Origin of the sequence: Actinoplanes campanulatus (assembly GCF_014647795.1) — a bacterium.
GTDB classification, from domain to species: domain Bacteria; phylum Actinomycetota; class Actinomycetes; order Mycobacteriales; family Micromonosporaceae; genus Actinoplanes; species Actinoplanes campanulatus.
In genome coordinates, this window is sequence record NZ_BMPW01000007.1 from 80118 (window position 1) to 92852 (window position 12735).

The following is a 12735-nucleotide window of genomic DNA, read 5'->3' on the forward strand; positions in this document are numbered from 1 at the left end:
ATCCCGGACCGGATTCCACTCGGCCGGGTGATCTCAGATCCAGTCGGTGTGGCGGGGCCAGGAGAGCAGGGTGTCGACGACCTCGGGGGGCTCGTAGGGGGAGTTCGGCGCCGTGGAGGTGTAGCGGCTGCGGTAGAAGAGCAGTGGCGGGACGTCGCGGCACGGCCCCAGCGCCGTCACCCGGCCGATGACGATGACGTGGTCGCCGCCCGGGTGGACCGCCTCGACCGCGCAGTCCGCCCAGGTCAGCACGTCGGCGAGGACGGGTGCACCGGACGGCGCGGGTGCCCAGTCCAGGGCCGCGAACCGGTCGGCGCCCCGAGTGCCGAAGAGCCGGGAGACGTCGCGCTGGCCGGAGGCGAGCACGTTGACGCCGAAGACCCCGGCCGCCCGGATCCGCCGCCAGGTCTCCGACTCGTTCCGCGCGCAGAACAGCACGAGCGGCGGGTCCAGCGACAGCGGCGCGAAGGACTGGCAGGCGAATCCGGCGGGACCGTCGTCGTCGGCCGTGGTGATGACCGTGACCCCGGTTCCGAAGTGCCCGAACACCCGCCGGAACCGCGCGGGCTCCAGGCCGGCGGCCGTCACCTCGGTCAATGACCGCCCCCGCCGAAGAAGCGGTGGCCCCACACACTGTGCGCGGTGGTCTGCCGGGCGACCCAGGTGCTGTCGTCGACGGTGAGCCCGCCGTACCCGTACTCGATGTCGAAGCCGCTGGGCGTACGCACGTAGAAGGAGACCATCTCGTCGTTGGCGTGCCGGCCGAGCGTGGAGATCATCGGCGCTTTGTGGCGGCCGCATCGATCGATGGCCCGGCCCACGTCGTCGAGGGTCTCGGTCTCGATCATCAGGTGGATCAGCCCGGTCGGCGCCGGGATGGGCGCGAGCGCGACGCTGTGGTGCCGGGGCCCGCAGCCGAGGAACCGCATCCACAGTGGTCGGTCGGCGGGCGGCAGGCCGAGATGCTCGGGGACGAGCCGCATCGAGTCACGCAGCCGGAAGCCCAGCACCTCGGTGTAGAACCGCAGCGAGGCGGCGTCGTCGCGGGCCGGCAGGACGGCGTGTCCCATGCCCTGGCCGCCGGTGACGAACCGGGTGCCGGTGGCGCTCAGGAAGGGCCGGGTGTCGAGGGCCGCGCCGCAGAAGAACTCGAGGCGGTTGCCGGCCGGGTCGTCGACGCTGATCAGGTGGGAGACGCGGCGGTCGGCGAGTTCGTCGGCGCCGGCCGGTTTGACCGCGTACCCGGCCTCCTCGAGCGCCGCGGCGAGCCGGGTCATGGCGGCCGGGTCGGCGAGTTCCCAGCCCGAGGCGGCCAGCCGGTCCTTCTCGCCGGGCACCACCACGATGCGGGCCGGCAGGTCGTCCATGCGCAGGTAGACGGCCTGTTGGTCGGGGCCGCGGCCCTCGGCCATGCCGAGCACCTTGACGCCGAACTCACGCCAGGCGGGCGGATCGGTGGACTCGACGCGCAGATAGCCGAGGGAGCGGATGACGCTCATTGCGCCACCTCCGCTGCGCTCCGGCATCGCAATGAGTACATGACTGAGCCGAATGATTCGCTCGCAAGCTCGCTCATGGAGCGGTCCCCTCTCGAAGAAGGCGTGAACCGAAAGTCGGGGTGGGCGCGATAGGGAGAGTGAAGGCGCGGTTCAGGAGGTGAGGAAGTCGATGGTCAGGCGGTTGAACTCGTCGAATTTCTCCAGGTGGGCCCAGTGGCCACAGCCGCCGAAGACGTGCAGGCGGGCGTTGCGCAGCAGCTTGAGGGCGACCAGCGCGCCGTCGAGCGGGTTGACCCGGTCCTCCCGGCCCCAGACGAGCAGGGTCTCGTGCCGCAGCCGGTGGGCGTCGCGCCAGAGCATCCCTTCCTCGCGGGTCCGCGGGTCGCTGAAGGAGGCGCCCATCTCACGCATCGCCCGCATGGCGGCCGGGTCGACCGCGGCCTGGAAACGTTCCTCGATCAGTTCCTCGGTGATCAGTGCGGGGTCGAAGACGAGGGTCCGCAGGAAGGCCGCGAGCCTCTCCCGGCTGGGGTCACGGCCGAAGGCTCCGAGTCGTTTGACCCCTTCGGTCGGGTCGGCGGCGAGGACGTTGAGGGAGAGGCCACCGGGTCCCATGAGGAGCAGCCGACGGGCCCGTGCCGGGTGCTGGAGGGCGAAGCGCACGGCGGTGCCACCGCCGAGCGAGTTGCCGATCAGGTCGACCCGGTCGATGCCGAGTTTGTCCAGCAGCGCGGCCAGCTCACCGGCGGCGTGGGTGAAGTACTGCCCCACGATCGGGTCGCCGAGCGAGCCACCGTACCCGGGCTGGTCGACCGCGATGACGTCGAAGTGCGGCGCGAGCGCGGGGATCGTCCGCCCGAAGTTGCTCTTGGCGGACGCACCCGGACCGCCGCCGTGAAGAAGGACCACCGGAGAGCCCGCGCCGTCGCGGTGAAAGGCCAGCGTCATGGGATCACACCATCGCGTCGTTGAGCGGGAGGCCGAACTCGCCGCGGCCGAACATGGACAGTGCCCGTTCCGGGTCGTTGATCGCGTGGACCCGGCCGGAGTGGGCGTCGCGCCAGAAGCGCTGGATCGGGGTGCCGACCGCGAGGGCCCGGCCCCCGGAGTTCTCGAAGAGGCGGTCGACGGCGCGAATGGACAGTTCGGTCCCGCGGACCTGGTCGCGGCGGATCCGCAGGCGCAACGGCATCGGCAGCTTCGCGCCCGCGGTGGCCAGTTCCATCAGCTCGCGCATGTTGGCCTGGAGGGCGAACCATGCGGAGTCGATGTCGCTGGCCGCCTCGGCGACGCGCACCTGCGAGTGCGGATCCTCGGCGGCCTTCACGCCCACGTAGGACGCCCGAACCCGGTCGCGGGTGTGGTCGACGTGGGCCCGGTAGGCGCCGGTGGCCATGCCGATGATCGGTGTGGTGATCGCGTAGGAGAAGATCGAGGCGTAGGGGATCCGGTAGAGCGGCCCCGGATTCTGCTCCTGCCCCGGGCAGGCACAGCGGGCGGTGTCGTTGAAACTCAGCGTCCGGTGTTCCGGGACGAAGGCGTCGGAGACCACGATGTCGTTGGAGCCGGTGCCACGCAGCCCGACGGTGTGCCAGACGTCCTCGATGGTGTAGTCGGCGGCGGGCAGCAGGAAGGTGCGGAAGTCCGCGGGTGTCCCGTCCTCACCGGGTGGGATGATGCCGCCGAGCAGCACCCAGGTGGCGTGGTCGCAGCCGGAGGAGAAGCTCCAGCGGCCGTTCACCCGGAAGCCGCCGTCGACCCGGGTGATCCTGCCGGTCGGCGCGTAGGACGAGGACATGCGGGTGCCGGTGTCGGCTCCCCACACGTCCTGCTGCGCCCGGTCCGGGAAGAGGGCGAGCTGCCAGTTGTGCACGCCGATGACCGAGGCGACCCAGCCGGTGGAGCCGCAGGCTGAGGCGATCTCCCGGACCCCGGTGAGGAAGTCGAGTGGGTGCGCCTCGTAGCCGCCGAACCGGGCTGGTTGCAGCAGGCGGAAGAAGCCGGTCTCGGCGAGCGCTTTGACGGTCTCCGGGTCGAGGGCCCGGCGATCCTCGGTCTCCTGCGCGTGCTCCCGCAGAACCGGTAACAGTTCCCGAACTCCGGCGAGGACCGCTTCCATGAGATCCCTCCAGGCTGGTTGGCCGTGTGTCGAGCGACCCCTATACTAGAACACGTTCTACCTAGCGGACCAGGAGCGGCGCATGAGCATCAGCCAGCAACCGCGCACCATCGACGCCGGGAAGCCGCCCGCGAGGTTCGCCCGAGGGTGGCACTGCCTGGGGCTGGCCGACACGTTCCGCGACGGGCGGCCGCACGCGATCGAGGCGTTCGGCACGAAACTCGTGGTCTTCGCGGACTCCGGCGGGGCGATCAAGGTGCTCGACGGCTACTGCCGGCACATGGGCGGCGACCTCACCATGGGGACGATCAAGGGCGACACCATCGCCTGCCCCTTCCACGACTGGCGCTGGAGTGGGGACGGCCGCTGCGTCGAGGTGCCGTACGCACACCGCATCCCGATGCGCGCCCGCACCCGCTCCTGGACGACCTGTGAGCAGAACCGTCAACTGTTCGTCTGGAACGATCCGCAGGGCAATCCGCCGCCGCCCGAGGTGGCCATCCCCCGCATCGAGGGCGCCTTCTCCGACGAGTGGAGCGACTGGACGTGGGACTCGGTCCGGATCGACGGCGCCAACTGCCGGGAGATCATCGACAACGTGGTCGACATGGCCCACTTCTTCTACATCCACTTCGCCTTCCCGACGTTCTTCAAGAACGTCATGGAGGGGCATGTGGCGGCGCAGTTCCTGCACACCCGGCCACGTCCGGACGTGCCGAGCACGGCCAGCCAGTCCGGCGAGTCGACGCTGCGGAGCGAGGCGGCGTACTACGGGCCGTCCTACATGATCGACTACCTGCACAACGACTGGAACGGCATCGGCATCGAGTCGGTGCTGATCAACTGCCACTATCCGGTGTCGCCCGACTCGTTCGTTCTCCAGTGGGGCCTGATCATGAAGCGGCTGCCCGGCCTCACCACCGAGCAGGCGGCGAAGGCGGCGGGCAGGTTCGCCAAGAGCATCGGCGTCGGGTTCCTCCAGGACGTGGAGATCTGGCAGAACAAGAGCCGCATCGACAACCCGCTGCTCTGCGCCGAGGACGGTCCGGTCTATCAGCTACGCCGGTGGTACGAGCAGTTCTACGTCGACGTGGAGGACGTCACCGACGACATGGTGGCGCGCTACGAGTTCGAGGTCGACACCACCCGGGCGGTGCAGACCTGGGAGGCCGAGGTCGCCGCCAACCAGGCCCGGGCGGCGACATGACCGAGCTTGCGAACGAACCAGGCGCAGCGGAGGCGGCGACGTGAACGAGCGCCGCGACTATCTGGAAGGTGGCCTCGTCGACATCGGCTGTGACGGCTGCGGGATCCCGGTCCGGGCCGGTAGGCGCAGCACCATGCAGACCAGCGTGCAGTGGCGGGGCCGAGCCTGTGAACTGATCGCCGCGGAGGCGGGCGGCCGGCCGACCGCACTGGTCCCGACCTGCCCGAAACTGCGGGAGAGCATCGACCGTGCGATTCGTGAGGGCCGTCTGGAGGTGAGTTGATGCCGACGTTCCGACCGGTCCGGATCGTGGACGTGATCCCGGAGACCGCGGACGCCCGCTCCCTGGTGCTGGACGCCGGCTTCGACTACCGCCCCGGCCAGTACCTGACGGTCCGGACACCGGCCGGGGCGCGCTGCTACTCGCTGTCCAGCGCGCCGGGAGTCGACACCGCGCCGAAGGTGACGGTCAAGCGGGTGCCCGGCGGCCGGGTGTCGAACTGGATCTGCGACCACGTCCACGCCGGGGACACCCTGGACATGTCGGGCCCGGCCGGCACGTTCACTCCGGACTCCCCCGACGACGACCTGCTCCTGCTCGCCGGCGGCTCCGGCATCACCCCGATCATGGGGATCATCAAGTCGATGCGCGGCGGGGTCTGGTCGCTGATCTACGCGAACCGGGACGCTGATTCCATCATCTTCCGGGACGAGCTGGACAGGCTGCTCCCGGTCACGCACTGGCTCGACAGCGAACGCGGCGTGCCGACGGCCGACGCTCTGCGGGAACTACTCACGGCGTACCCCGATCGATGGGCCTTCGTCTGCGGCCCGGAAGCGTTCGTCGCGGTCGCCGAGAAGGCGTTGCAGCTGGCCGGCGTCCCCGCGTCGCGGATCCGGGTGGAGCGCTTCGAACTCGAATCAGCCGGCTCACGCTCCATGGCCGCTCCAGCCGGCTCAAGCGCCGCGATCTCTCGGGCCGGCTCAAGCGCCGCGGCCGATCCGGCCGGCTCAAGCGCCGCGGTCGAACCTGCCGGTTCACGGGCCGCGGTCGCCGAGGTGGAACTCGACGGGCAGACCCACGTGCTGCCTTGGGCACCCGGCAAACGCCTGCTCGACGTGATCATCGACGCCGGGCTGAACCCGCCCTACTCCTGCCGGCAGGGCCAGTGCGGCGCGTGCGCCTGCCGCCTGCTCAGCGGCGAGGTCACCCTGGTCAACAACGAGATCCTCGAGGAGGAGGACTTCGCCGAGGGCTACATCCTGGCCTGCCAGGCGGAACCGCTGACCGATTCGGTCACCGTCACCTACCAATAGATCCGGTACGGGGATGGCGCGCCGCCGGGCGTGGGTGGATGGCCGGCCTCAACGGCCCAGTCGACCAAGCCGGCCCCAGAGCTGTCTCAAGTCCGGTGATACAGCGCTGAGAGCCAGCCGGGGAGATCATTCAGCGGGCGGCCAGTTCGCGGGCGATCGTGATCAACTGGTCCTCCTGGCCGCCGACCAGGCGGCGCTCGCCGGCCCGGACCAGGATCTCGGCGCCGGAGACACCGTAGCGCTCGGCCAGCGCGTAGGCGTGCGTCAGGAAACTGGAGTAGACCCCGGCGTACCCCATGATCAGGGCCATCCGGTCGAGCTTGCACTCGCCGGGCATGGCCGGGCGGACCACGTCCTCGGCCGCGTCGACGATCTTGAAGAAGTCCACTCCGGTACGGATGCCCAGCTTGTCGCAGACTCCCACGAACGCCTCCACCGGGGTGTTCCCGGCGCCCGCCCCGAACCGGCGGGTGCTGCCGTCGATCTGCTTCGCGCCGGCCCGGTAGGCGAGGATCGAGTTGGCCACGCCGAGCCCCAGGTTCTCGTGGCCGTGGAAACCCACCTGCGCGTCGTCGCCCAGTTCGGCGACCAGCGCCGCCACCCGGTCGCCGACCTGGTCCATGACCAGCGCACCGGCCGAGTCGACCACGTAGACGCACTGACATCCGGCGTCCGCCATGATCCGGGCCTGCTTCGCGAGCGCCTCCGGCGGCCGGGAGTGGGCCATCATCAGGAAGCCGACGGTCTCCAGCCCCAGGTCGCGGGCGATGCCGAAATGCTGGACCGCGATGTCGGCCTCGGTGCAGTGGGTGGCGATCCGGCAGACGCCCGCACCGTTTCCCGCCGCCGCGCGGATGTCGTCGAGGACGCCGACGCCGGGCAGCATCAGGAAGGCGATCTTCGCGCGGGTGGCCGTCCGCACCGCGGCCGTGATCAGCTCCTGTTCCGGGGTACGGCTGAGCCCGTAGGTGAACGTCGAACCGCCGAGCCCGTCACCGTGGGTCACCTCGATCACCGGCACTCCGGCGTCGTCCAGGGCCCGGACGATCGCGGTGACCTCGTCCACGGTGAACCGGTGCCGTTTCGCGTGTGACCCGTCCCGCAACGACGAGTCAGTGATCCGGAGATCCAGCAAGTTCCTCACCCACCCTGGTCGCTGCCGCCGTCATGATGTCCAAGTTCCCCGCATATTTCGGTAGATAGTCTCCGGCGCCCTCGATCTCGACGAAGATCCCGACCCGAAGTCGATCGCCCACCGGGTCGTACTGGGGCTCGTCGAGCAGCCGATACCCCGGCACATATGCCGAGATCTCGGAGACACGGTCGACGATGGACTTGGTGACGGCCGCCTGATCCGCGTCCGGGGACACCGCGCAGAAGACGGTGTCCCGCATGACCAACGGCGGTTCGGCCGGATTGAGCACGATGATCGCCTTACCGCGCGCCGCTCCCCCGATGGTCTCCAGCCCACGGCTCGTCGTCCGGGTGAACTCGTCGATGTTCGCCCTGGTCCCCGGCCCGGCCGAGCGGGACGCCACGCTCGCCACGATCTCCGCGTAGCTGACCGGCGTCACCCGCGACACGGCGTGCACGATCGGGATCGTCGCCTGCCCGCCGCAGGTGATCAGGTTGACGTTGACCGCGTCCCGGTGTTCCCCGAGGTTGACCTCCGGTACCACGGCCGGTCCCACGGCGGCCGGAGTCAGGTCGATCGCCCGGATTCCGGCCTCCGCATAGCGTGGCGCGCCGGCCCGGTGCACGGCCGCCGACGTGGCCTCGAACACCAGGTCCGGCCGCGGCTCCTGACTCAGCAGCCAATCCACGCCGCCGGTCCCGGTGACCAGCCCGTGCGACGCGGCCAGCCTCAGCCCCGGGCTCTCCGGGTCGATCCCGGCCATCCACCGTGGCTCGATCACCGGCGATCGGAGCAGCTTGTACAGCAGATCGGTGCCGATGTTCCCCGACCCCACGATCGCCGCGGTAACCGTCACGGCAAGCCCTCCTTCTCGCTGTTCCCGCCCGTCGCGCTCTGGCCGGTCGCGCTGCTCCCGGCCCCGGTCCCGGCTCGCCCGCCGCTGTCGGCGAATGTCAGCCGCACCTCGCCGAGCCCGCTGAACTCGGCCCGGAACTCGTCGCCCGGCCGCGCATCGACGGCCCGCGCACACGCGCCCGGCAGGATCAGATGGCCGGCCCGCAGCCGTACCCCGAATCTCGCCACCGTCCGCGCCAGCCAGGCGACCGCGGTCACCGGGTTGCCGAGCACGGCGTCGGACCGGCCCGCCGCCACCACGTCCGCTCCCCGGCGCAACACCGCGGCGATGCCGCGAGGATCAAGATCATTCGGGGGTACGCGCGACGCGCCCACCACGAATCCCGCCGACGACGCGTTGTCGGCGATCGTGTCCGCGAGCCTGATCCGCCAGTCCACGATCCGGCTGTCGATCAGCTCGATCGACGGGGCGAACGCCTCGGTCGCCGCGAGCACGTCCGCCTCGGTGCAGTCCTCGCCCGGCAGATCGTCCCCGAGCAGGAACGCCACCTCGATCTCGACCCGCGGATAGCAGTACCGCGCCGCGTCGGCCGGTTCGTCCTCGGACAGCCGCATGTCCGCGAGCAGATGCCCGTAGTCGGGCTCGTCGACTCCCATCATCTCCTGCATGGCCTTGGACGAGAGCCCCACCTTGTGCCCCACGACCGCGGCCGTCCGGCGCCGGATGTTGTGCAGCTGGATCTCGTAGGCGTCCGCCGCACTCAACCACGGCCGTTCCAGCGTGAGCGGCGGAACCGGCGCCCGGTCCCGCTCGGCGTCCCGTAGCCGGTCCGCGATCCCCCGCAGCTCAGTGACGGCGAGCACGCTCATCCCCCTGTCCTCCCCCACTGCTCCGCGATGCCGGCCGGGTGGGATCACTCGAGTCGGCGCCGGTGTGCCGGGCGGGCGTTTCCGGTTCCGGCGCGGGCTCCGAAATCCCCTGCCGATCTTGGGCGATCGACCACCGTCCGCGGTGAACAGGTACCCAGGATCGCCGGGGAGCCGGCGGCGACGTGGCGGCGGAGTCGCGACCGGCCCGGCGACCGGAGAAGACACAGTCGGCCAGCGACAGTCCGCTGACGTAGGAGCCGGAGCAGATGCCGACCGCGGTGCGCCCGGCCGCGTAGAGTCCCGGGATCTCGGTCGAGTCCGGTCGCAGCACCCGGCCCGTCTCCTCGTCGACGGTGAGGCCGCCGAGCGTCAGCATCGGCGCGGGCGACGCCCGCAGCGACACGTCCAGCAGCGAGAACGGTGGCCGGATCAGTGGCCGCACCAAGGCCAGCGGCTTCCCGAACTCGTCACACTCGACCGCACCGCTCACCGCGGCGTCGCCGTCGCGCGTTCCGGGAATCGGCGCATCGGCCTCAGAACCGGACGCCACCGCGACCACGTCCGCGGACACGGTCGGGATCGGCGCATCGGCCTCGGAGCCGAACGCCACAACATCCACATCCCCCGCCCCGGAACCGGACGCCAGGGCGACCACGTCCGCGGACGCGGTGGGGTTCGACGGTCCGATCCGGAGGGCGGTCGTGTTGTTGGCGGTGACGGTCGTCGCCAGGGTGGGCGCGTCGATGCCCACGCGGTCGGCCAACCGGTCGAGGGTGGCGGCGCGGAGCCGCTTGATGGTCAGCAGCCACCACGTGGGGAGGCGCTGGAACCACAGGGTCTGCGAACGCAGCTGGCGGCGCGCCTCGGCGAGCACCGTCGCGTCGATGAGCAGCCAGGCCCGGCCGCCGGGGCGGTGCAGGATGGCGTCGCCGAGCGCTGCTCCGTACCGGGACTCGTCGCAGAAACGGTGACCGTCCCGGTCGACCAGCACGCCGCCGAGCAGCGCCGAAGGCGGTGTCAGGAATCGCCACAGGGTGACCCGGCCGAGATGCCGGACCCCCGCCCCGGCGTCCGTCCCGAGCCGGATGCCGGAACCGTCGTCACCGGGCGTGCCCAGGCGCAGCCCGCGATAACCGGGGGCGTGCTCGCGCATCATCTCCCGGTTGAAAACGAATCCGCCCGCCGTCAGCACCACCGCGCCCGCGTGGATGCGCAGCGTGCGGCCGTGGCGGTTATCGATCCGGGCGGCCAGCCGGTGCATCGCGCGGCCGAATCCGGGCAGGTAGAGCCCAGGTTTCACCGACCAGCGGTGCAGTCGCCGGTGCGCGAACCGTGCCCAGGCGGGCGCGTCCCGCAGGGTCCGGCATTCCACGCCGACGACCCGCCCTTCCGCATGATCGGCCCCGGCGGCCGCGGTCTCCCTCTGCGGCACCGGTGAGGGTTCGGCCGTCGAGGACGGCTCGACCGCGAAAGACTCGAGCGGGGGCGGCGCAGAGGGGGGCGCGGACGGCGCGGACGAAGGCGCGGACGGCGCGGACGCGGGCGTGAGGATTAGGGAGACGGCCTCGGTCTGGGGGAGGAAGCGGACGCCGAGGGCGCGGGCCGCCGTGGCCAGCCGGGTGTGGAGGGTGCCGCCCGACGTGCCGGGGGCGTGGACGCGGTGGCCGCGCGGCGCCGGGTCGGGGTGGGCGTGTTCGCTGCCGGACTGGTACAGGTAGTGGCGGTTCGTCGGGTAGGACGTCTTGTACGGGCACAACCGCGCGTCGAACGGCACCCCGTGGTCCTCCAGCCAGGCGAGCATGTCGGCGGACTCGTCGCAGAACCGGCGCAGGGTGGCTGGTGACACCGCGTCGCCGGCCTCGTGGCGCAGGTAGGCGTACATCGCCGATGGGCTGTCGGTGACGCCCGCGGCACGCTGCTGGCGGGTCCCGCCGCCCGCGTAGACGACGCCGCCGGAGATCGCGGTGGCGCCGCCGCCGGTGAACCGGTCGATGACCAGCACGTCGGCGCCCGCCTCGGCGGCCTCGATGGCGGCGCACGCCCCGGCCGCGCCGAAGCCCACCACCACGACCGTGGCCGATTCGTCCACATGCACCTCCCCGGATCCAGCCGGATAACTATAACCTGTTCTAGTGAAGACCGAGGAAGAGTACGACGTCGTCGTGGTCGGCAGCGGCGCGGCCGGGATGACCGCCGCCCTCACCGCGGCCCACCACGGGCTCAGTGCAGTGGTGATCGAGCGGGAGAAGGTGTACGGCGGCTCCACCGCCCGCTCCGGCGGTGGACTGTGGCTGCCCGGCCCGGAAGCGTCCACCTACCTGAAACACGTTGCAGGTGACGAGGTGGCACCGGTCCGGCGAGACGCGCTGCTGGCATACGGCCCGGAGGTCCTGGCGTTCGTCGAGAAGCACACGCCGCTGGAGTTCGTCCGGGTGCCGGGCTATCCGGACTACCACCCGGAGGCGCCCGGTGGGCTGGCCGAGGGGCGGACCGTCGAGCCGCGACCGCTGGACGTACGCCGGATCGGCGCGGATCTGGAGACGCTCGCCCCGCCGTACCGGGCCGCACCGAACGGGATGGCGGTGACCGCGGTCGACTACCGCTGGCTGTCGCTGGGGATGCGCCACCCGCGGTCGGCGCTGACCGCGGTGCGGCTGGCGGCGAGCCGGTTCCGTGGCCACCGGCTCACCATGGGCCAGGCGCTGGCCGCCGGGTTGCGGGCCGGGCTGCGCCGGGCCGGGGTCCCGGTGCTCATGGACACCCCGATGACCGGCCTGGACGTCGACGAGGGCCGGGTCGCGGCCGTCCGGTCCGGCGCGCGAAGATGGCGGGCCCGCCGTGGGGTGATCCTGGCCAGCGGCGGCTTCGAGCGCAACGAGCGGATGCGACGCGAGCATCAGGACCTGGGTACGGAGTGGACGGTCGGCGCGCCCGGCAACGTCGGCGACGGCATCGTGATGGGCCGTGAGCTGGGCGCCGCCCTGGATCTGATGGACGAGGCGTGGTGGGGACCGTCGCTGCCGCTCACCGGTGGCCCCTACTTCTGCCTGGCCGAGCGGAACCTGCCGGGCAGCCTCATGGTGGACGGCTCCGGTCGCCGGTTCGTGAACGAGTCCGCCCCGTACGTCGACGTCGTGCACGTCATGCTGGGCCGCCGCACCGGGACACCGCACCTGCCGTCCTGGCTGATCACCGACCGCACCTACCGGGACCGGTACCTGTTCGCCGGCCGGGCGCCGCGCACCCCGCTGCCGCGCCGTTGGTTCGACGCGGGCGTGGCGCACCGGGCGGACACCGTGGAGGGGCTGGCGGCGAGCATCGGGGTGCCGCCGGAGGAGCTGCGCCGTACGGTCGAGAGGTTCAACGGCTTCGCCGCGAGTGGCCGGGACGACGACTTCGGGCGGGGCGATTCGGCGTACGACCGCTACTACGGCGACCCGCGGCAGCGCCCGAACCCGTGCCTGGGCCCGCTGCTGAAACCGCCGTTCCACGCGTTCGCCCTGGTCCCCGGCGACCTGGGAACGAAGGGTGGGCTGCGCACCGACGAGCGGGCCCGGGTGTTGCGCCCGGACGGCACCCCGGTTCCGGGCCTGTACGCGGCCGGCAACACGTCCGCCTCGGTGATGGGCCGCGGGTACGCCGGCGCGGGCGCCACCCTCGGCCCGGCGATGACGTTCGGCTATCTGGCGGCCCTCGACCTGACCGGGTGAACTCTGGACGGCGGCACGTACCT

Annotated in this window: 11 protein-coding genes and 2 pseudogenes; 4 read left to right on the forward strand and 9 right to left on the reverse strand. The window is 71.5% G+C overall.

Going from position 1 to position 12735, the window contains the following annotated elements; all coding sequences use genetic code 11:
* Positions 1-33 precede the first annotated feature (33 nt).
* From hsaB to hsaA, 4 genes are all read right to left on the reverse strand, one after another.
* A complete protein-coding gene (gene hsaB, locus IEZ13_RS15165; RefSeq protein WP_183222020.1) occupies positions 34-588 on the reverse strand; it encodes a 3-hydroxy-9,10-secoandrosta-1,3,5(10)-triene-9,17-dione monooxygenase reductase subunit in 555 nt (184 codons plus the stop codon).
* A 5-nt stretch (positions 589-593) separates the two neighbouring features.
* Positions 594-1499: an iron-dependent extradiol dioxygenase HsaC gene (hsaC, locus tag IEZ13_RS15170; RefSeq protein WP_183221935.1), complete on the reverse strand. Its 906-nt coding sequence runs from the start codon at positions 1497-1499 to the stop codon at positions 594-596.
* 150 nt (positions 1500-1649) lie between these two features.
* Positions 1650-2447, reverse strand: a complete 798-nt coding sequence (gene hsaD, locus IEZ13_RS15175) for a 4,5:9,10-diseco-3-hydroxy-5,9,17-trioxoandrosta-1(10),2-diene-4-oate hydrolase (RefSeq protein ID WP_183221934.1) — start codon at positions 2445-2447, stop codon at positions 1650-1652.
* A gap of 4 nt (positions 2448-2451) precedes the next feature.
* Positions 2452-3618, reverse strand: coding sequence for a 3-hydroxy-9,10-secoandrosta-1,3,5(10)-triene-9,17-dione monooxygenase oxygenase subunit (gene hsaA, locus IEZ13_RS15180; protein WP_183221933.1), 1167 nt, complete (start codon positions 3616-3618; stop codon positions 2452-2454).
* Between the two features lie 82 nt (positions 3619-3700).
* Between hsaA and IEZ13_RS15185 the strand changes: the two genes are divergently transcribed.
* From IEZ13_RS15185 to IEZ13_RS15195, 3 genes are read left to right on the forward strand one after another with little or no spacing between them, the layout of a single operon-like run.
* On the forward strand, positions 3701-4825 hold the full coding sequence (locus IEZ13_RS15185; protein ID WP_183221932.1) for a 3-ketosteroid-9-alpha-monooxygenase, oxygenase component: 1125 nt from the start codon (positions 3701-3703) through the stop codon (positions 4823-4825).
* A 40-nt stretch (positions 4826-4865) separates the two neighbouring features.
* A complete protein-coding gene (locus IEZ13_RS15190; RefSeq protein ID WP_183221931.1) occupies positions 4866-5108 on the forward strand; it encodes a hypothetical protein in 243 nt (80 codons plus the stop codon).
* Positions 5108-6142 carry a ferredoxin--NADP reductase gene (locus IEZ13_RS15195; RefSeq protein ID WP_183221930.1) on the forward strand — a complete coding sequence of 345 codons (1035 nt, stop codon included), beginning with the start codon at positions 5108-5110 and terminating at the stop codon, positions 6140-6142. Before IEZ13_RS15190 ends, IEZ13_RS15195 begins: the two co-directional genes overlap by 1 nt.
* Positions 6143-6272: 130 nt before the next feature.
* On the opposite strand, the gene dmpG is transcribed toward IEZ13_RS15195, so the two are convergent.
* From dmpG to IEZ13_RS48220, 5 genes and pseudogenes are all read right to left on the reverse strand, one after another.
* Entirely contained in the window at positions 6273-7277 is a 1005-nt protein-coding gene (gene dmpG, locus IEZ13_RS15200; protein WP_203833905.1) for a 4-hydroxy-2-oxovalerate aldolase, read from the reverse strand.
* Entirely contained in the window at positions 7255-8133 is an 879-nt protein-coding gene (locus tag IEZ13_RS15205; protein ID WP_183221928.1) for an acetaldehyde dehydrogenase (acetylating), read from the reverse strand. The genes dmpG and IEZ13_RS15205 overlap by 23 nt, the downstream gene beginning before the upstream one ends.
* A complete protein-coding gene (locus tag IEZ13_RS15210) occupies positions 8130-9002 on the reverse strand; it encodes a 2-keto-4-pentenoate hydratase (protein WP_183221927.1) in 873 nt (290 codons plus the stop codon). Before IEZ13_RS15210 ends, IEZ13_RS15205 begins: the two co-directional genes overlap by 4 nt.
* Positions 9003-9189: 187 nt before the next feature.
* A pseudogene (locus tag IEZ13_RS48215) lies at positions 9190-10389 on the reverse strand (FAD-binding protein); the annotation flags it as partial.
* Positions 10390-10542: 153 nt separating this feature from the next.
* A pseudogene (locus IEZ13_RS48220) lies at positions 10543-11097 on the reverse strand (FAD-dependent oxidoreductase); the annotation flags it as partial.
* Positions 11098-11134: 37 nt separating this feature from the next.
* Between IEZ13_RS48220 and IEZ13_RS15220 the strand changes: the two are divergent.
* Positions 11135-12712, forward strand: coding sequence for an FAD-dependent oxidoreductase (locus tag IEZ13_RS15220; protein ID WP_268240098.1), 1578 nt, complete (start codon positions 11135-11137; stop codon positions 12710-12712).
* The last annotated feature ends 23 nt before the right edge of the window (positions 12713-12735 follow it).